This is a genomic window from Nocardiopsis sp. JB363 (genome assembly GCF_900143625.1).
In the GTDB taxonomy this organism is placed as follows: Bacteria; Actinomycetota; Actinomycetes; order Streptosporangiales; family Streptosporangiaceae; genus Nocardiopsis.
Genome location: NZ_FRFF01000131.1, coordinates 26,840 through 50,498 on the forward strand (window position 1 = coordinate 26,840; position 23,659 = coordinate 50,498).

A 23,659-nucleotide genomic window follows, 5' to 3' on the forward strand; every position below is an offset into this window, starting at 1 on the left:
TGAGGTAGCTGTCCATGTCGCGTCCGGCGGGGCGCGCGGAACGAGGTGGGTCCGAGCGGGACGGCCTTCCTCAGGCCGAGGCGGTGGAGGCCTCCTCCGAGTCGGTCTCGTCACCTCCGGTTTCGCGCCGGGGCGTGACGATCTCCAGGGGGACACCGAGTTCGCGGACCGCCCGCGCCGAGGCGTCCGGAAGACGGTCGTCGGTGATCACCGAGGTGAACCCGGTGAGCGGTGCGACCTTGAACGTGCCGAAGGCGCCGTACTTGTCGGCGCCCGCCACCAGGACCGAGGACGAGGCCGCGGCCATGGCCGCGCGTTTGACCGCCACCTTCGAGCGGGAGGGGGTGGTCGAGCCACGGTGGAGGTCCCATGAGCTCGTCGAGACGAAGGCGACGTCGATGTTGAACTCGGCGACCATGTCGGCGGCGATGTCACCGATCGAGGACCGGTTCTCGCGGTCGATCTGACCCCCGACCAGGTACAGGGTCACGTCGGGGTGGTCGGTGAGGGAGGCCGCGGTGGTGAGGTCGTTGGTGATGACGGTCAGTCCGGTGACGTGCCACAACAGCGGCACGAGCTGACCCAGGGTGGTGCCCGCGTCCAGGTAGACGGTCTGGCCCTGCCCCACGAGTTCCGCCGCCGCGTGCGCCATGGCCCGCTTCTCCGCCAGGTCCACCCGGGACTTGTCCCGGTAGGAGGGTTCGGAGCGCACCTGTGAGGCCAGTTCGACCCCGCCGGGGACCGAGCGGACCTTGCCCTCCTCCTCCAGCGTCATGATGTCGCGGCGCACCGTCATGTGTGAGACGTCGAGGATCTCGCACAGCTCTCTGACGCTCAGCACGCCCGTGCCGCGCAGCTCACGTAGGAGCAGGTCACGCCGTTGCGCCGGGATCATCGTCCTCCTTCGGGTCTGTTCACACCCATCATGGTACCGATAGTTCCCAGATGATCCCACCTGTGATTATTATTGACTCATATGTTCCGTTAGTGTTAAAACTCTGCTCATTGCCTTCGCGACCCCGGCGCACCACGTGCCACTCGTGAGGTGAGAGAAGGAGAACCATGGAAGGCACCGACGCCACCTCCCCGCCGCCCTCCCCCGTGCGGTACGCGCTCACCGGAGCACGGGGCGGGTTCGCGCGCACGCTGCTGGCACAGACCACGCGCATCGAACGGCTGCGCCCCGCGATCCTGTGCGACCTCGACACCACCGGGACCATCGACCTGTGCGTGGAGCTGGGCTATGACCGCTCCGACCTGCGGGTGTGCGCCACCCCCGAAGAGGTCGCCGCCCTGGCCCCGGACCGGATCGCGGTCGTCGCCGACGTCGCCCTGCTCGCCCGGGCCGATCACGACGTGCTCGTCGAGGCCACCGGTAACCCGCGAGTGGGCACCGAGGCCGCACGCGGGGCCATCGAGACCGGACGCCACGTGGTCATGGTCTCCAAGGAGGTCGACTCCGTCGCGGGCATCGCCCTGGCCGACCTCGCCCGCGAACACGACGTGGTGTACACCCCCGGCATCGGCGACCAGCCGGCCAACCTCATCGAGTGGTACGAGCGCGCCCTACGGCTCGGGCTCGACGTCGTGGCGATCGGCAAGTCCGGCGAGTACGACCTGGTTTTCGACCCCGCCACCGGGCGGGTGCGCCAACTCGACCAGGAGATCGAGGCCCCCGAACTGGCCGACCTGTCGACCCTGGGCGAGGACGTTCGGGCGACCCTGGCCGCGCGCGCCCGCGCCGTGGCCGACCTCAAGCGTTCGGCCGCCGCCGACTACTGCGAGATGGCGGTCGTGGCCGGCCACACCGGCCTGGTGCCGGACGTGGAGTCACTCCACTACCCCGTCGCCCGTGTCGCCGAACTGGCCGACGTCTACTCCCGCGAAGAGGACGGGGGCATCCTCACCGCCGACGGCGTGGTGGACGTCTTCAGCGTGCTGCGCCTGCCCGAGGAGGCGTCCTTCGCCGGTGGGGTCTTCGTCATCGTCCGCACCGGGGACCCCGTCACCTGGGAACTGCTCGCCCAGAAGGGGCACGTCGTCTCCCGTTCTGGGCGTTACGCCTGCATGTACCTGCCCTACCACTTCATGGGGGTCGAGACGCCGCTGAGCCTGCTGGACGCGGTCGACCACCACCGTGCGGCCGGTCGTCGCCACCCCGCCCCGCACGCGGTCCTGGCCGGGCGCGCCCGGGAGGCCCTGCGGGCGGGCACCCGACTCGACATGGGCGGGCACCACCACGAGGTCGAGGGTGTGGCCGCGGTCCTGCTGGACACCGCGCACGCCCCCCAGGACGTGGCCCCGCTGTACCTGGCGGCGCACGCCACCCTGGCCCGCGACGTCCCCTCCGGCGCCCTGATCGGGATCGACGACCTCGCCGACCCCGACACCACCCTCCTGCACGCGTGGCGCCACGCCCGCACCCGCATCAGCGATCGGAACCGATGACATGTCCGACCTCTCCACCCTCCTGGCGTTCCTGGCCGCCATCATCGTCCTGATCCTGCTCATCGCACGGTTCAAGGTCCATCCCGTGGCCACGCTGTTCATCGTGGTCGTGGCGCTCGGACTCGTCCTGGGCATGGGCGGTGCGGCCACCATCGAACTGGTCAAGGAGGGCTTCGGCAGCACCCTGGCCAGCGTCGGTCTACTGGTCATCTTCGGCTGTGTGCTCGGCAAGATGCTCGAACTGAGCGGCGCCGCCATGAAGATCACCGATACCGCGCTGCGCATGTTCGCCGAGAAGCGCGTCCCCTGGGCCATCGCCCTGGCCTCGACCGTCCTGGGCATCCCGCTCATCGCCGACACCGCGGTGGTCATGTTGATCCCGATCGTGTCCGCGCTGGCCTACCGCACGGGCATCTCGATGATGAGGCTGGGGCCGATCCTCTACCTCGGCGCCTACGTCATGACCTCGGTGGTGCCTCCCGGCCCCGGCCCCCTCGCGTCCGCCTCCCTGCTGGGGGTACCCATGGGCGAGGCCATCCTCTACGGACTCATGGTGGGCGTTCCCGGTGTGCTGGCCGCAACCCTCTACCTTTCCAGGATCAAGACCCACGTGGCGCCCAAGCCCGAGTTCGTCGAACACCTGGTGAACGCCGGCGGTTCCGCCGGCGGCGGTGGCTCGGACGCCGCCGCGAGCGAGGGGACCGACACTCCCCGGGTGGGTCTGTTCGGCTCCCTGGTGCCGATCCTGGCCCCCATCGTCCTCATCGTCTTCGCCTCGTTGACCGCCCCGGTCCTGCCCGAGGGCTCCTGGATCACCGGCCTGGTGCTGTTCCTCGGTGAGCCGACCCTGGCCCTGTTCCTGGCCTGCCTGCTGGCCCTGCCGCTGTTCCGCGGCCGCTGGCGTGACAAGGAGACCCTGAACGACCTGTTCGAGTCCGGGCTGCGCATCGCCGCGATGCCCCTGGCCCTGACCGGTGTGGGCGGCGCGCTGGCCACCATCATCCGGGAGACCGGTGTGGCCGAGAGCGTGGCCGGGACCATCGAGAGCACCGGCCTGTCACCGATCATCATCCCGTTCCTGGTGGCCGCCGCCGTGTGCTCGATCACCGGTTCCAACATCCTCGGTGTGATGACCTCCGCGGCCATCATGCAGCCCCTGATCCCCTCTTTGGACCTGTCGCCCCTCGTGGTCTACCTGGCCTGCGCGACCGGTGCGCAGATCATGAAGCACGCGAACTCCTCGGGCTTTTGGGTCACCACCACCCTGTCCAACATGACGGTGGGCCAGGGCATCCGTTCCATCGGGATCGCCTCGCTGATCTCGGGTGTGACCGGGTTCGCCGTGCTCTACGCCATGATCGCGCTCGGCGTCGTCTGATCCGCCCTCCCCTTCGACCGCTCCCCGCCCGGGCCACCGTGCCGCGCGGCACGGGAGCGGTCGTCACCACTGTAAGAACCGACCACAGGAGGACCCCATGGCTACCCTCGGCGTGATCGCCGACGATCTCACCGGAGCGACCGACATCGCGATCACTCTCACGACGGCCGGTTTCCGCACCACCGTCGTCCTGGGCGACGAGGGCACCGTCGGGACGATCCCCGTCCCCGACGGGACCGACGCTGTGGTGGTGGCGCTGAAGTCGCGCACCGTACCCGTGGACGAGGCCGTCAAGGTCTCCCTGGACGCGTTGGCCGCGCTGCGGCGTGCCGGTTGCGAACGGTTCTACGTCAAGTACTGCTCCACCTTCGACTCGACCCCGCGGGGCAACATCGGCCCCGTCTGCGAGGCGGTGCTCGACGCGCTCGACGAACCGTTGACGGTGGTCGCCCCGGCGTTCCCCGCCAACGGGCGCACCGTCTACCGCGGTCACCTCTTCGTGGGCGACGACCCCCTCGACGAGTCACCGATGCGCCACCACCCGTTGACCCCCATGACCGACTCCAGCCTGCCGCGGCTCCTGGCCCCACAGGTGAGCGGGGGAAGCGATGAGGTCGCGCTCGTGCCCTGGCCCGTGGTGGACCGGGGGGTCGACGCGGTGCGCACCGCCCTGGAACAGGCCCGGGCGGCGGGCGCCCGGTTCGTGGTGGTCGACGCCCTGAACGAGGCCGACCTGGACACCCTGGCCCGAGCGAGCGAACACCTGAGCGTGCTCACCGGGGGAAGCGCCCTTGCCGCGGGGCTGCGTGGCCCCCGGACCTCGGGTCCACGCGCCATCAGCCTGCCCGACGGGCCGCGCGTGGTGCTCTCCGGCAGCGCCTCCCGGGCCACCCAGGGGCAGGTGCGCCACGCGCTCGCCCACGGTGACGGTCACCGACTCCTCCCCTCCGAGCTGCGCGCCGACTTCGACGGAGAGGTCTCTCGGATCGTGGGCCGGGCCCTGGAGGGTGGTTCGGCGCCGTTCGTGGTCTACGCGACCGCCGCGCCCGAGCACGTCGTGGACACCGCGGACGCCCCGTTGATGGAGGAGGCCCTGGCCCTGGTCGCGAAGCGGCTGGTCGGGGCGGGGGTGCGTTCCCTTCTCGTCGCGGGCGGTGAAACCAGCGGCGCCGTGGTGCGAAGCCTGGGTGTGGGCCCGCTGGCGTTGGGTCCGGAGGTGGATCCCGGTGTGGCGTGGATGCTCGCCGAACGGGGCGACGACGTCCTGCACCTGATGCTCAAGTCCGGCAACTTCGGTGCCGAGGACCTTTTCGTACGCGCGTGGAAGGCGGGACGGTGAAGCTTCGTTCAGAGGAGGCCGCCGAGGAACTGTGCGCGGTGGGCCGACGCGCCGTCGAATCGGGGCTGAGCCCGGGGTCGTCGGGGAACGTGTCGGTGCGCGTCGGCGACCGGATCCTGATGAGCCCCACCGGGGTCTCCCTCGGCGACCTGGGGCCGAGCGGGCTGTCCGTGCTGGACGAACGCGGGAGGCACCTGGAGGGGCCATCGCCCTCCAAGGAGTTCCCCCTGCACCTGGCGATGTACGACAGGGTCCAGGGATCGGGGGCGGTGCTGCACCTGCACTCACCGCACACCACCGCGGCCTCCTGCCTGCCCGCCTGGTCGACGACCTCGGCCCTGCCGCCGATCACCCCCTACCTGGTGATGCGGGTCGGTCAGGCCCCCCTGGTCCCCTACGCCGCACCGGGCAGTGACCGGTTGGCCGAGAACGTGGCCGGGTTGCCCGGTCGGTTCCGCGCCGCGTTGTTGGCCAACCACGGTTCGTTGGTGGCGGCCGACGACGCGGCCGGCGCCCTGGAGGGGGCCGTGGAGCTGGAGGAGGCCTCGCGCATCGTGGTGGCGCTTCAGGGCCGGGAGTTCTCGGTCCTGTCCGCCGAGGACGTGCGGGAACTGACCCTGCGCTACGGGACCACCTGGGACCTGTGAGCGTTGACCGTCCTCGAACCCGGCCCGGGTTCGAGGACGGGACCGGACGCGGTCCCCGGGGCACCGAGCGCAATCCCCACGTGCGCGATCATGGTGTTCATCGTGCGGTGGGCAAGCGATAGACGGACACGTGGGAAGGGGACTCTGCGACGAAGGCGCCGCCACGCCAGTCCGCGTGACGGGATTCGAGGGCGAAGCCGGCGATGTGCGCCATGAGGTCGAGTTCGGCCAGTCGGTCCACGGCCGGGCCGAGTACCTCGGGGGCGAACATGCCCTCATCGGGGGTGTCGTAGTCGGCCGCGGCCTCGGCGTCCCACACGTTCTCGCTCTCGTCCATGCCGGCACGTTAACCCCGGGCCCTGGCCCGGAGCCACCGGTTTTCACGGAGCGGCGCCGTGGTCGAGACACCTGTCGCCCGCGCCACCGGGACTCGAATTCCTCTATTCACCACTGGTTCAGCATGAATCAGTCTCGTGGCGTGAACCTCCCAGCGTTCCCCCCGCGCCCGCTCCGGATAGGTCATGCGTCGCCGACACCGGCACCCGACGCGGGCGTGCCCGGTCATGAGCGACGGTGTGGAGGCTGCCGTACCCTCGAAAGACCTCATCCCCGGTCGGAGGAACGCGCACACGATCCGGGATGGGCATGTCGCGGCACGGGCGAGAGCAAGGATGGTCCATGAACATGAGCACCGAGGAGGGGACCACGGTGTCCGCGGCCCCACGAGCCGGAGAGGTGCGCTCGGTGGCACGCGCCGGACTCCTCCTCAACGCGGTGGTCGACGCTCCTCGGGGGCTCAGCCTCACCGAGTTGGCCGGTACCACCGAACTCAACATCAGCACGGTGCACCGACTGTTGCGCACCCTGTGTTCGGAGGGTCTGTTGTGCAGGGATCCGGACAGCGAACGGTTCCTGCCCGGTCCGCTGCTGATGCGTCTGGCCCGCCGTTCCCTGTCCTCGGCCGGTCTGCCCGAGGCGGCCGACGCGCTGCGCGGTCTGGTCGAGGCCACGGGTGAGACCGCGAGTCTGGGGGTGCGCCGTGCGGGGGAAACGGTCGTCCTCCTGAGCCTGCCCTCCCCGGAACCGTTCCGCTATGACGGCCGGCCCGGACTGCGTCGACCCCTGTGGGGCTCCGCGATGGGGCTGGTGATCCTCGCCTTCGGCGACCGTCCGCTGGAGGATGTGGCCCGGGAGTGGGAGCCGCACCTTCCCGAAGGTGAGAAGGCCGCGGCCGCGCTGCACAGCGAGCTGTTGACCACCCAGTTCCGTGGTTTCGCCGTCGTGGACGACCCGCTGTCGCCGGGTCTACGGGCCGTCGCCGCTCCCGTCATCACCGACGGTCGTGTCCGGACCGCGGTCGAGGTCCAGGGGCCCGCCGCCCGGTTGGAGGGTCCGCGACTGGAGCAGGCGGGGACCGCTCTGCGGGACGCCGCGCTCCTCCTTCAGGATCTGCCCATATCGCTCGCCCTCATCGAGGGCTGAGACCCACCGCACATCAAGCCCCACGTGGACCGGCCCACGTGGGGCTTTCGCGTGCCGAAACCCCACTGAGCAGGCGCTTTCGGTAAGTGAAAGCCTCTTTCGTTAAATGAAATCCACTGTTGACAGGCGCGGAACACGCCTTATACCTTCTATTTCGACCGATTAAGTAGAGATTGTTCCGGAGGCGCTCGTGAGCACGAACGACACGCTGCTGATCTCTCCCAACCACCCGGTGTTCGACCTTCCGGAGATCGTGGCCATCGAGCACGGCCTCTTCGCCCGGCACGGTCTGCGCGTGGACTTCGCCCGGGCGGACGAATCCGCCTACGACCCCTCCGAGCGCGACCCCATCGCCCGCCGCAAGGAGGCGCTGTTCGAGTCGGAGAGCGCGGACGTCTACAACCTGTGCGAGTGGGGCGGCATCGACCGCCTGGAACGCGGCCACCGCTCCGGCAGGATCGACCACCTGCGCCCCGCCGTCGTCGCCCAGGCCCTGGTGAGCTTCGATCCCACGCTCAACGAGCCGCACGACCTGGGCGGCGTCCCGGTCGCCGTCAACGAGTTCACGGGCTCCCACTACACCGCCCTTCACCTGCTGGGCAACACGCTCGCCCGACAGGAGATCGTCGTGCGGCACGTGGGATCACCCCACCTGCGACTGCGAGCGCTGCGTTCGGGCGACTTCCGGGCGGCGATGCTCATGGAGCCCTTCCTCAGCGTCGCCCTCAAGGAGGGGGCCCACCTCCTGGGCAGCTACTTCTACCGGGGCTCCCAGGTGGTCGCCCCGCACCTGGGACAGGAGGGCCGCGACGCCTACATCGTGGCCGTGAACGAGGCCGTCGACCTGATCCACGAGCTCCCCTGGCACGAATCGGCCCGCCACATCGTGCGCGAGGTCGAAGGGGAACTCGACCCGGAGGAACTCGGCCGCTCGTACATGCGCTACACGCACGCTCGGCCCTTCGCCCCCAAACGCTTCCACGAGAGCTACGCGTGGATGAAGTCCTGGGGGTTGACCGAGGGCCGCAATGACCACCGCTCGCTGCTCGGAACGGGTTGAACACCCACCCCACCGACCCGTCCGTCCCTTGCCCGATGGAGACCACCATGCCCACCCTGAACCGCCGCTCGCTGATCCGTGCCGGATTCCTCTCCGCCGCCGTCTTAGGAGCCGCCCCCTTGCTCGGCGCCTGCTCGGGCTCCCTCGAACGGCCCAAGGTCCAGGACAGCGAGGTGGGAACCGCGAGCGCGGTCCTACGACCGATCGCGGAACGTTTCGGGCTGGACGAGGGACTCGACCTGGAGTACATCGCCGGCACCGGGCCCGGAGACGTCCAGAACAAGCTCCTGTCCGGGGCGTTGGACGTGTCGAGCTTCGGCCCGATCGGCGCGGCCGTCTCCGCCGGGGCCGACGCGGACGTGGTGCTGTTCAGTCCGGGACTCAACAACCACGTGCGGTGGCTGGTGGCGGAGAACAGTTCCTACCGAACCCCGCAGGACCTTCGGGGCAAGGCCATCGCCACACCCCCCAACAACAGCGACGCCTACCGTTCCGCCCAGCTGGCCGCCGCCGTGAACGGGACCGACTTCGAGGCCGATCACACGATCCACCAGGGCGCCGTACTGAACGGTCTGGCCCTGTTCGAACGCGGCGACGTCGAGGCGATCGTCACCATCGAACCCAACGCCACCCGTCTGGTGGCCCAAGGCGCCCGCCAGATCGCCACCGTGGACGAACTGTGGCGCCAGGGCAGCGGGCAGTCCGAACCCCTGGTGCTCAACGCCCAAGGCGCCCTGCGTTCCTGGGTGGAGGAGAACCGGGAAGCCGCCACGGCGATCGACGACCTGCGCCGCGAGGTACACCGACACATCCACGACGAACCGCAACTGCTGGCCGAGCTGCACGAGTCCTACGGCATCGGTGCGGACGAACCGGACGCCATCGCCCTGTTGCCGGAGCGACTGCTCGACACCTACCCCTTGGAATGGGGCGAGACCACCTTCGCCAACTTCCAGGCCCAGTTGGACAAGGCCGTGGAGCTGGGCATCATCGACTCCCCGCCCGAACAGGAGCTCTTCGTGGACCTGGGGGCCGACCGATGAGCGTGCAGACGCAGGCGCCCGAGCGGAAGAACCCCGGGCAACGACCCCACCGCCCACCGCCACGGCGGCGCGCGGACCCACGGGCCCTCCGATGGCGGGGACCGGCCGCCGCAGCGTCCTTCCTGGTCCTGCTCGTGGGCGGCTGGCAGGTGATGGCCCTGTCCATGGACAGCGTCCTGGTGCCGGGGGTGGATCAGATCGGCGCGGAGATCGTGCGGCTGCTCGGCGAACCACGGTTCTACTCCGACCTGGGAGTGACCTTCCAACGCGTGGCCCTGGGTTTCGCCCTGGCCTTCGTCGCCGCCCTGTTCGTCGGCATCGCCATGGGACGTTCGCCCCTGGCCCGACGCTTCTTCGAGCCGGCGGTGCTGATCGGTCTGACCGTGCCCGGTCTGGTGTGGGCGCTGCTGTGCGTGATCTGGTTCGGCGTGGACCTGATCAACCCGGTCATGGCGGTCGCGCTCTCCTCCGCCCCGGCCCTGACCCTGAGCATCTACCAGGGCACCCGGGCCACCGACGCCCAACTCCTGGAGATGGCGCACGTCTACCGCTTCTCCACCTACGACCGGCTACGGAACCTGTGGCTCCCCTCCCTGGCCCCCGCCCTGTTCGGAGGCGCCCGGTTGGGCCTGTCGCTGGCGTGGAAGGTCATCGTCCTCGTGGAGATCTTCGGTATGTCCAGCGGGGTGGGCGCCAGTATCAACGGCGAGTTCGCCGCCCAGAACGTGGCCGGCGTGCTGGCCTGGACGGTCCTGTTCGCACTCGTGATGGCCCTGTTGGAGTACGGCCTGCTCCAGGGACTGGAGAACCGGGCCGGACGATGGAGAAAGGTGTCCTCGGTATGAGCGCGACAGTGGAACTGCACCGTGTGGGAAAGTCCTTCACCGGTGTACGCGACCAACGGACCGAACACGTCTTCGAGGACTTCTCGCTGACGGTCGAACCCGGAGAACTGGTCGCCCTGGTGGGGGCCTCGGGAACGGGAAAGACCACCCTGCTGCACATGGTCGCCGGACTCGAACGACCCGACACCGGCGAAGTGAGGGCCACCGGGACCGGCGACATGGACGGCCGCCTCGGAGTGGTCTTCCAACAGCCCCGGCTCCTGGACTGGCTCTCCGTCCGCGCCAACGTCGAGATCGCCCTGCGCTCGGCCGGGCTGGACCCGGGACTGGCCGACAGGGCGCTGGAGGACGTGGGCCTGTCCGAGTACGGCGACAAGTATCCCTCGGTCCTCTCGGGAGGCCAGCGACAACGGGTGGCCGTCGCCCGAGCCTTCGCCATCGACCCCGCGGTGGTCCTGTTGGACGAGCCGTTCAGCGCCCTGGACGAACTGACCGGCCGCAGGCTGCGGCTGCTGTTGCAGGACCTGTGGACGCGCCAGAGCCGCGTCGGGCTGTTGGTCACCCACAGCCCGGCGGAGGCCGTCTTCCTGGCCGACCGCGTGCTGGTCCTGGCCGGGCGACCGGCGACGGTCGTACACGAGTACCGCGTGGACGCGCCTCGACCACGCACACCGGAGGACCCCGAACTCTTCGACCTGCATCGGCGTGTGGTCGCCGATCTCCTTTGACCCTCTTTCGCCTCTACGGACCCACGTACGTGCCGAAGGCATCGGCACACGACACGAAGGACACCACCATGCCCAAGAAGATCACCATGGAACTGCTGTCCCTGGTCTTCTCCCTGCCCCAACTCGTCGCCAAGGACGAGGGCTACTACGAGGACGAGGGGGTGGAGGTCTCCTTCGTCCCCAAGGGCTACGCCGACGCCGGCCTCTCCTACCTCGACGACCACGAACTGGTGAGCGCGTTCGGCACCACCAAGTCCAACTTCGAGAGCGGGGAGGCCGACCTCTACCGCGCCTGCGAGTGGGGACAGATCCGTCGGGCCGATGACACCTCCGTCGGCGGTCGTGTGGTGAGCAAGCGGGCGGCCGTGGGCAGCCAGGCCATCCTGGTGCGCCCGGACTCCCCCGACGTGCACCCCTCCGACCTGGCCGGCAAGTCCGTGGCCGTGAACTTCCACCACGGTTCGCACTACCTGGCGTTGCAGAGCCTGGAGGGTTTCCTGCCCCGTGAGGAGATCAAGGTGGTGCACGCGGGTGGCCCACAGCAACGCTTCGAGGCGCTGCGCGATGGCCGGGTGGACGCGGCGGCCCTGATGGAGCCCTGGATCACGGTCGCGGAAAAGCAGGGGTTCAAGCTCCTGTCGGAGGCCTTCTACATCGGCTCCGAGATCGCCGGTCCCGAGGTGGACGTCGAGACCTACGAGGCGGTCAACCGGGCCGTGGTGCGGGCCGTGCACAAGCTGAACGAGGACCCCCGCCCCTACCTGCACCACCTCATCGGAGAGGTGCCGCCGGAGATCCAGGAGCTCACCCCGGAGGACTTCCCGCTCAACCGTCTGCGTTTCGTCGAGCCCGCCCCGTACCCGCAGGACCAGTTCCAACGCACCTACGACTGGATGGTCGGCTGGGGGCTGATCAAGGACGAATCCGCCTTCGACAACCTCGTGAAGAACTTCGACATCGAGGTCTGAACCCCCGCTCATCGGCGCCCCGGCCCCGGCCGGGGCGCCTTCTTCAGGAAGGCGCCCAACGTTGCGTCGGACGCGGGTATGGCCCCTGTACGTGGGCGGGGCCCTGGGACCCTATGGCAGCACCATGGTCACACCGATCCTCCACGAGGTCGCCCAGGGCCTCGACTCCACACCGGAACTGGCGGCGAGCGCGGTGACCGCCTACATGGTCCCCTTCGCCGCCCTCATGCTCGTCTCGGGCACACTCGCCGAACGATGGGGGCGGCGCCGCACCATACAGGTCTCCCTCACCGTGTTCGTGCTGGCTTGTGCGCTGTGCGCGTTCTCCCCCACCATGGAGCTGTTCCTGGCGTCCCGGGTGTTGCAGGGCGCGACCAACGCCTTCACCACACCGTTGTTGATCGCCGCGATCACCGACTCCGTGCCCCACGACAGGCTCGGGCGTTCCATGGGGTGGTTCGCCGCCTGGCAGGCCATGGGCCAGGCCTTCAGCCCACTGATCAGTGGCGTGGCCGGGTTCGTGGACTGGCGTCTGTCCTTCGTGGCACCGGCGTTGTGCGCCATGGCGCTGATCCTGCTTCCACCCGACGAATCCGTCACCGGACGCCGCGCGACCGGCCGGGCGAGCTGGAGCTCCCTGCTCAATCGACGGTTGGCCCTGGCCTGCGCGTTGGCCTTCCTGTGCTACCTGGCGGCCGTCGGCCTCACGGTGCTCTCCGCTCTGCGCGCCGAGGACGTCTTCGGCCTGGGGCCCCTGGCGCGCGGACTGGTCGCCTCCTCCTTCGGGATCGCGGGACTGCTGCTGGCGGACTTCGTCGGACGCGCGCTCGACCGGCTCGGACCGATCACCCTCGGACTCATCGCGAACACCGTGCTGGCCGTGGGACTGGTCACGGCGGCGTTGGGGCCTTCGGTGGCCGCGATGACGGTGGGGGTCATCGCCGTGGGGGCGTCGGTCACGGCGATGCGGGCGACGGTGAACTCGGTGGCCGCCACCAGCACCGCCGACAACCGGGCGGGGGCGACCTCGCTCGCGCTGTCCTTCCAGTTCTTCGGCGGGGCCCTGGCCGCGGTGGTGTGGGTGCCCCTGTACGACCTGGCGCCCGGCGCGGGTTTCGCGGCCACGGCACTGGCGCCGCTGCTCGCGATCCTGCTACTGGTGGCGGTGTGGGGAGGCGCCGGGATTCGTGGGCCGCTCGGGTCCAGGGCCGAATCGCCGATCAGCCCGAAGACCCCCTAGATCAGCGACAACGGCGCGATCGAGGTGAGGGACACCGCCAAGGCGAAGTCGCGGGGTTCACCAGGGCAGGACGTCGGGGACCGGGTCGGCCCCGAGCACGTGCTGATCGCAGAACGCGAGCACCGCCTCGTTCCACACGCGGATGTTGGACGGGGTGAGCACCCAGTGGTTCTCGCCGGTCATCTGCAGGAACCGGTGCGGCAGCGTCTCCGGCGGGCCGTCCCAACCCGAGACCAGATCCCACCACATCCGCAACGCCTCACCGATCGGCACCCGGTAGTCCCGGTCCCCATGCGAGATCAACACCGGGGTCCTCACACGCGCCGCGCCGTTGTGCGGGGAGTTGACGCGGTACCACTCGGGATCGTCCTCCTCGTGGCCGTGCACGCGCATCTTCTTCGCCGCCGCGTCGGTGGTGCGGTGCTGCTGCTCCAGCGCCCACGGCCCGGCGTGGGTGACGATCGCCGAGAAGCGATCGGTGTGTCCAGCGATCCAGTTGGCCATGAAGCCGCCGAAGGACGCACCGAGGAGCGCGGTGCGGGAGGCGTCCAGTTCCGGGCGCTCCAGCACCTGGTCGAGCAGCGTCTCGCACTCTCGATAGACCACGTCCGGCCGCCTGGGCCAACCTCGATTCAGACCGGCGTTCCCGTAGCCGGTGGACATGGCGGGGTCGGGCATCAGCACGGCGTAGCCGCGGGCGACGGACAACCACGGGCACCACCGCCAACTCCACGCGTTGAAGGAGGTGTGCGGTCCGCCGTGGATCCACAACATCGTCGGAGCCCGAGCGGCCGAGGAAGCGCCTTCCGGCAGGCACAGCCACGCACCGACGCGCACACCGTCGACCTCGGTCCACACCCGTTCCAGATCGCCCGGCAACGCCGCCACCGAACCGGGCGCCGGGAGTTCGCGCGATTCACCCTCCGGCGTCGACCGCACCGGTCGCGGAGGCGTGGCGATGTCGGAACGCAGCGCGTACACGGAACCGTCCGGCGCCGGGGCCAGGGAGGAGAACACCGCTCCGTCCACCAGGGTCCGCACCCGTGCGGTGCGCGGGTCCACGGTGAGCACCGCGCCGGAGGAGTGCAGGTCACCGGCGACCAGGAGGGTTCCGTCGGGGCGCCACGCGTATTCGCGGATCGTGAGGTCACCGACGTCGACGCTCACCGGTGCGCCGTCCGACAGCGGGTGGATCCACAGGGAGCCGTAACCGGTGTCGGTGGGGGTGGAAATCGTCCACCGCGTCACCGCACAGTGGGCGCCGTCGGGAGAGAGCAGCGGGGAGCCGTACTCCTGGTCGTCGTCGGCCGCCAGCAGGGTGGTCCGTTTGTGGGTCACGGTGTCGATCAGGACGATGTCGGTGCGAGTCTGCCCACCCCGGACCCGTTCGGTCCAGGTCGTCACGACGGTGCGACCGTCCGCGGACAGATCGGCCGCGGCACCGTTCAGCGCCACGGTGTCGGCGTCTTCGGTCAGGTCGGTGATCTCACCGTCCGGGGAGACGAGCACCAGGCGTGGGCTGAGGTCGCCGAGCGCGTGGTCCCAGTGGCGGACCGGCATGCCGGTGTGCCAGATGGTGGACTGTCCGGCGTCCTTGCGCGCGCTACGGCGACCGGCGTCATCGGCCAGGCCCGCGCCGACCGTCACACTCGTCGTCGCCAGGATCGAACCGTCGTCCGCGACCCCGGCGACGTGCAGACCTCCGGCGGTTCGGGCGACCGGGCTCGCCTCCCCGTGCTCGGGCAGGAGCCAGATCGCCGTGATGTCGTCTCCCTGCCCGCCCTCGGGGTCCGGGCGCCCGGAGGTGAACAGCAACGAACCGTCGGGGGCGAACCGCGGCGCGCTCTCTCCGCGTTCGGAGAAGGTGAGTCTGCGGGCCGGGGTCAAGCCCTCCGGGTCGAGTTCCCACAGAGCCGACGCGAACCTCGAACCGGACTCGTCGGGCTCGGAGACGGCGGCGACCACCCGACCTCGGGGGCCGACCGACACGGCGGAGATTCGGGGGATCCGGACGAAGGCTTCGATGTCACTGAAGTCGGAGAACACCGCCTCACGTTATCGCGGGCGACCGTCTCGGAGATTGTCAGGGCATTGAGTACGCGCACTCACGCGGCCCGGGCCCCGGTTCGACCACTATGGGGGCATGAACGAGACCTCGACTCACACCCCTCACCGCCCCCGATCGGTCCCGGTTCTACAGACGGTCGCGCTGCTGGTGGGATCGGCGATCTCCACTTGGTGGCTGACCTACACCCGTCCCGAGGAGGTCGCCGCCGCCGAGGGTTTCCCCTTGCCGGAGGCCGATTACGCCATCGACCCGCTCACCCTCCCCGCCTGGGCCGAGACCCTCCTCGGGGTGGGCGCTCTGCTGCTCACCGTGGCGATGGCGATCCTGCTGGTGCGCGCGGTGGCCTGCGGTCGGCTCGCGCCTCGTTGGGGCCTGGTGATCCTGTTGCTGACCCCGATCCCGATGATGGGCGGCGTGTGGTGGATGATCGCCACCGCTCCGGGCATCGGGGCCAACATCGGTCTGGGCCTGGCCGCCATGACGTTCGGCCCGGCGACTCTGATCCTGCTCGTCGCCGCGGCCGTCACCGCGTTCCTGGCCCTGCGCGTCCGCTGACCGGCCCGGTGGCCGGGTCAGGGTGTGCGGGCCACCCCGCAGTACTGGTCGACCTCGGTGAGCGTATCGGTCTCGCTGTCGCAGGGGCGCCAGAGGTTCGCCGACACCACGCCCGGTTCCAGGAGTCCCAGCCCCTCGAAGAAGCCCTCGATCTCCTTCGGCGTGCGCAGGTGGTACGGGATCGCGGCGACCTCGTTCCACCGGCGGGCGGCCTCGATCATCGGTTCGCTGGTGGACGTGCCGTCGCACAAGGCCAGAAAACTTCCCGAGGGCAGCGCGTCGACGTAGTGCACCTCGCCCGAGCCCTCCGCGTCCAGGATCGTGCGGGCGTGGGCCAGGACCATGGGGTCGTTGTCGACGTAGACCACCCGGGATCCGGGGGCCACCGCGTGGGCGACCTCGTGGGTGTTGTCGAGGGGGAAGAACGCCTTCGCATCCTTCCGTTTCCACGCCCATGGAACAAGACCGCATCGGCGGACGGGGGTGCGGTCGAAGAAATTCTTCGGTGATGACCTGCTCCAACGAAAACAACCGACATAGGGACGAGTTCGTGGCCGGTGATCGGGTAGCCGCCTCGTGGGGTCTCGCAACCCCGCTCTGCGAGAAAGGACCCGGATGAAGCTCCCCCGAACCCTCAAGCGGATCGCGACCGCGGCCGCCGCCACCCTGTTCCTGAGCGTGCTCGCCCCCGCGGGCGCCTCGGCCGATGACCTGTCCGTCGCCGACCTGAACCTGCGCACACCCTTCGAATGCGGACAGGTCTGGAACGCCAACACCCGTACCAACCACAACCCGCTGCTGTCCGTCGACTTCCAACGCTCCGACGCCCAAGGGCAGAGCGTGCTCTCCAGCGCTTCGGGCACCGTGACCACGGTCGCCGACCTGGGCGATGAGAGCTATGGCCGTTACATCATCGTCGACCACGGCGACGGCGTCACGACCCTGTACGCCCACTTGCAGACCCAGTCGGTGGCGGTCGGCGACAGCGTCTCCACCGGCGCCGCGATCGGCACCGTGGGCAGCACCGGCGGCTCCACCGGACCGCACCTGCACTACGAACAGCGCGTCGGCGGCACGGTCGTCGAGGTCGTGCTCAACGGTGTGGAGATCTACTACTACGGCAACACCACGATCACCAGCAGCACCGGCTGCTGACATCTCCGGGCCGCCCCGTTCCCGATCCGGGAGCGGGGCGGTTCGTGTTCAGTCGGTCGCGACCAGGGTCAGGACGGCGCGAGCCTGGTCGAGCATCGCCCGGTCCAGGAACGTGCCATCGGCCAGGGCGATGGCCCCCACACCCGCGAGTTCGGCCTCGGTGACCTTCTGGACGACCTCGCGAGCCCGGTCGACCTCCCCCTGAGTGGGCAGGAACGCCTCCCGGATGACGGGCAGCTGGGCCGGATGGATCGCGGTACGGCCGCAAAAACCCAGGTCGCGCCCGACCGCGCAGGAGGCCGCCAGCCCTTCGGGATCGCGCACGTGCGGATGCGCCGACATGGTCGGCGGCGGCAGCCCCGCGGCGCGGGCGGCGACCACCACACGACCTCGGGCCCAGGTCAGGCCGGTGTCGTCGGAGACGCGCAGGTCCGAGCGCAGGTCCGCCTCGCCGAGGGCGATCGACGCCACGGCGGGCGCGGCCCCGGCCAGGTCGAAGGCGCGTTCCACCCCCAGCGCCGACTCGATCAGCAGGTGCAACTCCCGTCCGGGCAGCAGCGCGGCCAGGGTGCGCACCTGGTCGGGGGTCTCGACCTTGGGCACCCGCACTCCCACATGAGCGGGAAGTTCGGCCAGGGCCGCCACGTCGCCGGTGTGCCAGGGGGTGTCGGGGTGGTTGAGGCGCACCTGCACCGGTCTGTTCACCCGGGACAGCAGCCGGACGGCCTCGGTCCGTGCCCGGCCCTTGTGGGCCGGGGCCACCGCGTCCTCCAGGTCGACCAGGACGACGTCGGCGTCTCCGGCCAGGGCCTTGGCCACCCGGTCCGGGCGGTCGGCGGGGGTGTACAGCAGGGTGAGCGGTGGGGCCGGGGGTCGAGTGCGGTTCACACCTGACCCTCCTCACGCAGTTCGGCGACGCGGGCGGCGGAGAAGCCGAGTTCGGCCAGGACCTCGTCGGTGTCGGCGCCGTGGGCGCGGCCGGTGAACCCGATGACGCCGTCGTGCTCGGAGAGACGGAAGAGCGGCCCCTGCATCAGGGTCGGTCCCAGGTCGGGGTCCTCGATCCGGTGGACGGTGCCGAGCGCCTGGAACTGCGGGTCGTCGACGATGTCCGCCCCGTCGTAGACCGGGGCGACGGCCGCCTCGGCCCGTTCGAAGGCGGCCACGACCTCCTCACGGGTGTGCTCGGCGATCCAGGAGCCCACGGCCTCGTCGAGCTCGTCGGCGTGGCGGGCGCGTTCGGCCCCGGTGGCGAACCACGGTTCCTCGATCAGGTCGGGGCGGCCCACCAGGCGCACCACCCGTTCGGCGATCGACTGGGCGGAGGTGGAGACGGCCACCCAGCGACCGTCACGGGTGCGGTAGGTGTTGCGCGGGGCGTTGTTGACCGACCGGTTGCCGGTGCGCGGCTGGACCGTGCCGAGCCGGTCCCAACGGGTGATCTGCGGTCCCAGCATGGCCAGGACGGGTTCGATGATGGCGGTGTCCACGACCTGGCCGCGGCCGGTGTGCTCCCGGGCCGACAGGGCCACCATGACGGCGTAGGCGGTGGCCAGGGAGGCGATGCCGTCGGCCAGCCCGAAGGGCGGCAGGGTGGGCGGACCCTCGGGTTCGCCGGTCATGGCGGCGAACCCGCTCATGGCCTCGGCCAGGGTGCCGAAGCCCGGACGGGTGCGGTAGGGGCCGACCTGCCCGAACCCGCTCACCCGGGCCAACACCAGGCGGGGGTTGCGCGCCGCCAGTTCCGCGTAGCCCAGGTCCCAGCGTTCGAGGGTGCCGGGACGGAAGTTCTCGATCACCACGTCGGCCCGCTCGGCCAGGGCGAGGAACACCTCGCGCCCGCCGGGCCCGGACAGGTCCGCGGTGACGGTCCGTTTGTTGCGGCCCAGGGTCTTCCACCACAGGTTGACGCCGTCGGCGGCGGCCCCGTGGGTGCGCGCCGGGTCGGGTTTGGTGGGGTGTTCGACCTTGGTGACGTGCGCCCCCATGTCGCCCAGGTGTTGGGCGGCCATGGGGCCGGCGAAGAGCGTCGAGGCGTCGACGACGCGCAGCCCGGACAGGGCTCCGCGGTCGGGGTCGCGGGAGACGGTCACGCGGGTTCTCCCTCCTTTCGCGGCAGGTCCCAGGCACAGCGGAAGCCGACCGTGGCCGAGCGCGCCTGGCCCAGGCCCGGCAGTAGGAGTTTGACGCTGTGGTCGGGGGCCCGGCGGCCACCCTCGACGTACCAGTCGGATCCGTGGGCGTGGTGGTCGCTGCCGCCCTTGAGCATGACGAAGCGGGTGCGCCCGTCGCTGTGTTCGCTCTCGGTCCAGTTCCATACCGCGGGTTCGCCTCGGCGCAGTCCGCCCTGTTCACCGGCGAGCTGCCACTCGTCCTCGGTGGGCAGGCGTCCGCCTCGCCAGGCGCAGTAGGCGCGGGCGTCGTCGAGGTCGACGAAGGTCACCGGCTCCTCGTCGGCGGTCGGGTCGGGGCGGCCGTCGTCCCAGTGGTCGAGGAAGCGGTGCGCCACGCTCGGGGTGTGGCCGGTGGCGCCCAGGAACTCGGCGAACTCGGCGTTGGTGACCTCGGTGGCGGCCACCGCGACGGGCCGGTCGAGCTCTCCGTCGCGTTGGAGGGTGCGGGCGTCGTGCAGACGCGGGGAAAGCGGTTTCCACTCGTCGACGTAGGGTGCGCCCTGATACATGCCGGTCTCGCGACCCCGGTGGCGCACGGTCAGCACGTAGGGGCCGGCCGGGACGACGACCGCGTCCGATTCCGGTCCCGGACCGGTGCGCTCCAACGGCGGCGCCGGCGGGGTGAGTCGGTGGGCGAGACGGTGCGGAAAGCGCGCGTCGGGGGTGTGCGGTCGTTGGGCGAGCTCCTCCAACAGAGCGGGAAGCCACTCGGGCGCGGCCGTCCCCGGAGCCACGTGCAACAGCGCGGCCACCCCGTGGGCGGGCACGAGCGTGTGCCCGTCGGCGGCGAGCCGGCCGGCGCCGGTGAGGTCGAAGAAGGCCCCGTCCTCGATCCCGCCCTCGGCACCGCTCTCCGGCAGCACCGGACCGTCGTGATCGGTTCCGGAGACGTTGGCCAGGGTCCACAGAGTGAGACCGTCGCGCTCCCACCGGGAGGCGTACACCCCGGCCGGTTCCGCGTCGGGGTGCAGTGCGGTGAGCGGGGTCCACTCCCCCGCCAACAGCAGGTCGCCGGCGGCGCGTTGGACGGCGACCATGCGGGCCAGGGTGGTGGCGTCACGCGCCGACCAGCCCACCCACACGCCGAAGACCACCTCCCAGACCATGAGGCCGACGCCGTTGAGCCAGGCCGACCGCAGCTCCTCGGTGTGGTCCCGATGCCAGCGCCGCACGTGGTGCTGCATGTGGCGGCGCTCGTACCAGTGCGCGCGCAGCACACCGGGCACGGGAGAGTCGGCGAAGAACTGGGCCCAGGAAGCGGAGTGGTCCTGGATCCGTTCCACCGACAGTTTGGACTCCCCTTCCAGCACCACCCCGGGCCTGGCCGCTTCCAGCCGGGCCACCAGTTCGGGTTCGGCCTTCTTCAGGGTGTCGAGGAAGACGCCGTCGACCTCCAGGTCGGCCACGAGCGAGGCGAGTTCGGTGACGTCGTCGGCGCCGCGCCTGGTGCCCACGTCCCAGGGGTTGTAGTCGACGAACACGCGCACCCCCGCCGCGTGCAGGGTGGCGATCAGTCCGTCGGGGCCGGCCAGCCCGGGCACCTGGCGGTAGTGGTCCCACTGGTTGCGCTCGTCCAGGCCGATCACCGGGTAGGCGTGCCAGAGCACGAGGGCGTCGAGGCCGCCGAAGCGCGCCCGGGCGTCGGCCAGGAACCGCTCGGGGGTGAAGCGGTGTTCGGTGAAGGAGTAGAGCAGTTCGTCCCACAGCCACACCTGGGCGACCGTGTGGCAGCGGGCCGCCCAGGCCGCCTCGGGGCGCGAGTAGGCCGCGTCGTCGTAGTGGTGTCGCGTGCGGGCGTCCTCGCGCCAGGCGTGCAGTCGCGCCCGCCAGGCGGGGCGGTCTGCGGCCCGGTCGGGGGCGGCGAAGATCTTGGCGTCGTCGAGCTCGGCGAGGCGTTCGGAGGTCGGGTCCCCCTCCAGCGGCACCTCGGTGGGCCGATCGATGGGGCGCGGGACCAAGGGGTCGAAGGTGTAGGTCATGGGGTCCTCGGGGAGTTCGGATCGGGCTCGACGAGGGCGAGGGTGCGGGCGACGAGGTCGTCGATTCGGCGTTCCCCGCCGGGCAGTGAGGTGTCGATGCGCCCGTCCAACGGGTCGGTCCACTGCGCGCCGACGCGGTCGAAGCCGCGCAGGGCGCCCACCACGCCGCCGACCGTGGCCGCGGCCGAGTCGGTGTCCCAACCGGCGGTGACCGCCATCGACACGCTCGGGGTGAACTCGCCCTCGCCCTTGGCCAGGGCGTAGGCGATGGTGGCGGCGTTGTTGAGCACGTGCACCCAGTGCAGGTCGCCGTAGGCCGCGTGCAACCGGTCCAGGCCGGAACGGACGTCGCCATGGGAGGCCGCGTCCCGACCCAGGTCGACCGCCTCGACGACGCGGCTGCCCGGGGGCAGGACGGCACGGGCGGTGTCGAGGACGTCCTCGACCTTGTCGTGGGTCAGGGCGGACGCGGCCAGCGCCGCCGCCCACATCGCGCCGTACACGCCATCGCGGGTGTGGCTGAGTCGAGCGTCGGTCCAGGCCAGGCGGGCCGCGGCGCGCACGTCGCCGGGGTGGGTCCACCCGTACAGGTCCATTCGGATGAGGGCCCCGATCCATTCCCGGAAGGGGTTGTGGTGGGTCGCGGTCTCCGGGACGGGGCGGGCGTCGAGGATGTTGCGGTAGGCCGCGCGTTCGGCGGTGAACACACGGCCGGCGGGCATGAGGTCGAGCCACAGCGCGGCCACGTCGTCGGTGGTGAAGTCGCGCCCGTGCCGTTCCATCAGGATGAGGGCGAGCATGGGGTGGTTGAGGTCGTCGTCCTCGGGCATGCCGTCGATGTTCTCCTCCAGCGACGTGCCCGCGCTGCGCCGGTTCCAGGGCCACCGCCCGGCGACGTCGTCGGGCAGGCCGATGGCGGTGAACCAGCGGTCCAGGGGCCAGCGGCCGGTGGCGCGCAGGATCTCCTCGATGCCCTGGCGGGGGATCTTCTCCACCGGTTTGCCGAGCAGGCACCCGGCGGCGCGTCCGGCCCAGGCCCCGCGCACCCGCTCGGGCAGGTCGTGCGGGAGCGGTGCCCGGGCCGGAGCGGTGGGCAGCAGCGCCTCGACCTCCGACCATGAGTCGGGCAGGTCGGGGCCGGGCAGGTCGTCGAGTGCGTCGAGGAGGTCGCGGGCCAGCGCCCGCAGGCCGGGGCCGGCCGCCGTGGGCGCGGCCCCGCCCACGGCGGGGACCGGGTCGCCCCCGGCCGCCGTCCACGTCTCGCGGACGCCGGTGACGTCGCGCCCCTCGGCCTCGGACTGGACGAGTTCGTGGGCGAGCAGGTCCTCCGGTTGCGCCCAGGTGAGTCTCACGCGGGTCCACCCCCGGTTTCGAGGGTGTCCAGCACCCGCAGTCGGGCACGGGCGCGGTCACGGTCGGTCCGCAGGATGTCGGTGGCCGCCTCGGCCATGAGGCGGCCGGTCGCGCGGATGTCCATCCGGCTGGCCACCTCCACCGAGTCGACCCACTCCGAGGGAACCGCCGGCGTCCCACCGAGCCCGGCGCAGATCGCACCCGCCATGACCGCGATCGAGTCCGCGTCGCGCCCGTAGTTGACCGAGGCGAGCACCGACCCGCGGTAGTCGCCGCGGTGTCCCAGGAGCAGACCCAGTGCGGCCGGAAGTTCCTCGATCGCTTTGGTCCGCGAGGGCCGGCGCGCGTCCATGGACATGTTCCGGTACTCGGGTCCCACCGAATCGAAGGGCGCGACCGTCTTCCGGACGAGCCGGGCCAGGGCGCGTTCGCCCTCGTCGTCGGTGGGCGGGTCGCCGAAACCGCCCAAGGCCTTGACCACCGCCTCCAGGGCGGCCCTGGTCCCGTCGTGGGAGACCTCCAACGCCGTGGCGACGACGTCGTCCAGGGTCGCTCCGGGTGCGACGGCCGAGGCGACCATCGCGGCGAAGACCCCGGCCGCCTCGCGGCCGTAGCTGGACTGGTGTGCACCGGTGAGGTCGATCGCCTCGGCGTAGGCGGCGCGGGGATCACCCGGGTTGGCCAACCCGACCGGGGGCACGTACATGGCCGCCCCGCAGTTGACGACGTTGCCGACCCCTGCTTCACGGGGGTCGACGTGCCCGTAGTGCAGCCGGGCCACGATCCACTTCTCGGCGAGGAAGACCCTCTGCAACAGCAGGGCCGTCGACTCCAGTTCGGGGATCCAGCGCGGCTCGCCGATCATCAGCGGCACGAGGTCCTCCGCCATGGCGTAGGCGTCCAGGTGCTCGCGACGCTTGGCGTACACCTCGACCAGCGCCCGGGTCATGAGGGTGTCGTCGGTGATGTGTCCATCACCCTTGTGGTAGGGCGCGATCGGGCGGGCGTCGCGCCAGTTCTCGTACCACGGTCCGACGATCCCGGTGACCCTGCCACCGTGCCGTTCCTCGATCTGTTCGGGTGTCCATCCCTCTGTGGCGCCGCCCAAGGCGTCGCCCACCGCGGCGCCGGTGATGACGGCCACCGCCCGGTCCTGCAACCAGTCCACGGGTCACTTCCCTTCGTCAGTGGACGCCG

21 protein-coding genes and 1 pseudogene are annotated in these 23,659 nt (G+C 70.7%); 13 read left to right on the plus strand and 9 right to left on the minus strand.

The window, feature by feature from the left end; translation table 11 throughout:
• Positions 1–70: 70 nt before the first annotated feature.
• Positions 71–895 (minus strand): DeoR/GlpR family DNA-binding transcription regulator, encoded by an 825-nt coding sequence (locus BQ8420_RS19245; RefSeq protein ID WP_087100530.1) that lies wholly within the window; start codon positions 893–895, stop codon positions 71–73.
• Between the two features lie 167 nt (positions 896–1,062).
• On the opposite strand from BQ8420_RS19245, the gene BQ8420_RS19250 reads away from it, so the two are divergent.
• The 4 genes from BQ8420_RS19250 to BQ8420_RS19265 all read left to right on the plus strand — a co-directional run bounded on the left by BQ8420_RS19250 (position 1,063) and on the right by BQ8420_RS19265 (position 5,812).
• Positions 1,063–2,448, plus strand: coding sequence for a homoserine dehydrogenase (locus BQ8420_RS19250; RefSeq protein ID WP_087100531.1), 1,386 nt, complete (start codon positions 1,063–1,065; stop codon positions 2,446–2,448).
• A gap of 1 nt (position 2,449) precedes the next feature.
• The gene (locus BQ8420_RS19255; protein WP_087100532.1) at positions 2,450–3,826 is read left to right on the plus strand and encodes a GntP family permease; all 1,377 of its coding nucleotides are present in this window, start codon (positions 2,450–2,452) and stop codon (positions 3,824–3,826) included.
• Positions 3,827–3,923: 97 nt separating this feature from the next.
• Positions 3,924–5,165: a 3-oxo-tetronate kinase gene (gene otnK / locus BQ8420_RS19260; protein WP_087100533.1), complete on the plus strand. Its 1,242-nt coding sequence runs from the start codon at positions 3,924–3,926 to the stop codon at positions 5,163–5,165.
• Entirely contained in the window at positions 5,162–5,812 is a 651-nt protein-coding gene (locus BQ8420_RS19265) for a class II aldolase/adducin family protein (RefSeq protein ID WP_087100534.1), read from the plus strand. The genes otnK and BQ8420_RS19265 overlap by 4 nt, the downstream gene beginning before the upstream one ends.
• A 97-nt stretch (positions 5,813–5,909) precedes the next feature.
• Here the strand turns inward: BQ8420_RS19265 and BQ8420_RS32850 are convergent, their stop codons facing one another.
• On the minus strand, positions 5,910–6,149 hold the full coding sequence (locus BQ8420_RS32850; RefSeq protein ID WP_087100535.1) for a hypothetical protein: 240 nt from the start codon (positions 6,147–6,149) through the stop codon (positions 5,910–5,912).
• 341 nt (positions 6,150–6,490) lie between these two features.
• Between BQ8420_RS32850 and BQ8420_RS19275 the strand changes: the two genes are divergently transcribed.
• The 7 genes from BQ8420_RS19275 (at position 6,491) to BQ8420_RS19305 (ending at position 13,178) form a co-directional block, all read left to right on the plus strand.
• Complete coding sequence (locus tag BQ8420_RS19275; protein ID WP_160049363.1) at positions 6,491–7,294, plus strand: IclR family transcriptional regulator; 804 nt, start codon at positions 6,491–6,493, stop codon at positions 7,292–7,294.
• 190 nt (positions 7,295–7,484) lie between these two features.
• Complete coding sequence (locus BQ8420_RS19280; protein ID WP_087100537.1) at positions 7,485–8,354, plus strand: nitrate ABC transporter substrate-binding protein; 870 nt, start codon at positions 7,485–7,487, stop codon at positions 8,352–8,354.
• A gap of 47 nt (positions 8,355–8,401) precedes the next feature.
• Positions 8,402–9,397, plus strand: a complete 996-nt coding sequence (locus tag BQ8420_RS19285; RefSeq protein WP_160049365.1) for an ABC transporter substrate-binding protein — start codon at positions 8,402–8,404, stop codon at positions 9,395–9,397.
• Entirely contained in the window at positions 9,394–10,242 is an 849-nt protein-coding gene (locus tag BQ8420_RS19290) for an ABC transporter permease (RefSeq protein WP_200815995.1), read from the plus strand. The genes BQ8420_RS19285 and BQ8420_RS19290 overlap by 4 nt, the downstream gene beginning before the upstream one ends.
• Positions 10,239–10,970, plus strand: coding sequence for an ABC transporter ATP-binding protein (locus tag BQ8420_RS19295; protein ID WP_087100539.1), 732 nt, complete (start codon positions 10,239–10,241; stop codon positions 10,968–10,970). The genes BQ8420_RS19290 and BQ8420_RS19295 overlap by 4 nt, the downstream gene beginning before the upstream one ends.
• A gap of 68 nt (positions 10,971–11,038) precedes the next feature.
• On the plus strand, positions 11,039–11,938 hold the full coding sequence (locus BQ8420_RS19300; RefSeq protein WP_087100627.1) for an ABC transporter substrate-binding protein: 900 nt from the start codon (positions 11,039–11,041) through the stop codon (positions 11,936–11,938).
• A 91-nt stretch (positions 11,939–12,029) separates the two neighbouring features.
• On the plus strand, positions 12,030–13,178 hold the full coding sequence (locus BQ8420_RS19305; protein WP_255404890.1) for an MFS transporter: 1,149 nt from the start codon (positions 12,030–12,032) through the stop codon (positions 13,176–13,178).
• Positions 13,179–13,235: 57 nt separating this feature from the next.
• On the opposite strand, the gene BQ8420_RS19310 is transcribed toward BQ8420_RS19305, so the two are convergent.
• Positions 13,236–15,224, minus strand: coding sequence for a prolyl oligopeptidase family serine peptidase (locus BQ8420_RS19310; RefSeq protein ID WP_235006370.1), 1,989 nt, complete (start codon positions 15,222–15,224; stop codon positions 13,236–13,238).
• A 97-nt stretch (positions 15,225–15,321) separates the two neighbouring features.
• Between BQ8420_RS19310 and BQ8420_RS19315 the strand changes: the two genes are divergently transcribed.
• The gene (locus tag BQ8420_RS19315) at positions 15,322–15,801 is read left to right on the plus strand and encodes a hypothetical protein (protein WP_087100540.1); all 480 of its coding nucleotides are present in this window, start codon (positions 15,322–15,324) and stop codon (positions 15,799–15,801) included.
• Between the two features lie 17 nt (positions 15,802–15,818).
• Here BQ8420_RS19315 and BQ8420_RS19320 read toward each other — a convergent pair.
• A pseudogene (locus tag BQ8420_RS19320) lies at positions 15,819–16,214 on the minus strand (SAM-dependent methyltransferase); the annotation flags it as partial.
• Between the two features lie 202 nt (positions 16,215–16,416).
• Here BQ8420_RS19320 and BQ8420_RS19325 point away from each other — a divergent pair.
• Positions 16,417–16,956, plus strand: a complete 540-nt coding sequence (locus BQ8420_RS19325) for a M23 family metallopeptidase (RefSeq protein ID WP_087100542.1) — start codon at positions 16,417–16,419, stop codon at positions 16,954–16,956.
• A 48-nt stretch (positions 16,957–17,004) separates the two neighbouring features.
• On the opposite strand, the gene BQ8420_RS19330 is transcribed toward BQ8420_RS19325, so the two are convergent.
• Genes BQ8420_RS19330 through BQ8420_RS19350 form a run of 5 tightly spaced genes read right to left on the minus strand, consistent with a single transcriptional unit; the run spans position 17,005 to position 23,630 of the window.
• Entirely contained in the window at positions 17,005–17,844 is an 840-nt protein-coding gene (locus BQ8420_RS19330) for a CoA ester lyase (RefSeq protein ID WP_087100543.1), read from the minus strand.
• Entirely contained in the window at positions 17,841–19,049 is a 1,209-nt protein-coding gene (locus BQ8420_RS19335) for a CaiB/BaiF CoA-transferase family protein (RefSeq protein ID WP_087100544.1), read from the minus strand. The genes BQ8420_RS19330 and BQ8420_RS19335 overlap by 4 nt, the downstream gene beginning before the upstream one ends.
• Positions 19,046–21,109 (minus strand): SUMF1/EgtB/PvdO family nonheme iron enzyme, encoded by a 2,064-nt coding sequence (locus tag BQ8420_RS19340; protein WP_087100545.1) that lies wholly within the window; start codon positions 21,107–21,109, stop codon positions 19,046–19,048. Before BQ8420_RS19340 ends, BQ8420_RS19335 begins: the two co-directional genes overlap by 4 nt.
• Positions 21,106–22,461, minus strand: coding sequence for an ADP-ribosylglycohydrolase family protein (locus BQ8420_RS19345; RefSeq protein ID WP_087100546.1), 1,356 nt, complete (start codon positions 22,459–22,461; stop codon positions 21,106–21,108). Before BQ8420_RS19345 ends, BQ8420_RS19340 begins: the two co-directional genes overlap by 4 nt.
• A complete protein-coding gene (locus tag BQ8420_RS19350) occupies positions 22,458–23,630 on the minus strand; it encodes an ADP-ribosylglycohydrolase family protein (protein ID WP_087100547.1) in 1,173 nt (390 codons plus the stop codon). Before BQ8420_RS19350 ends, BQ8420_RS19345 begins: the two co-directional genes overlap by 4 nt.
• Positions 23,631–23,659 lie beyond the last annotated feature (29 nt).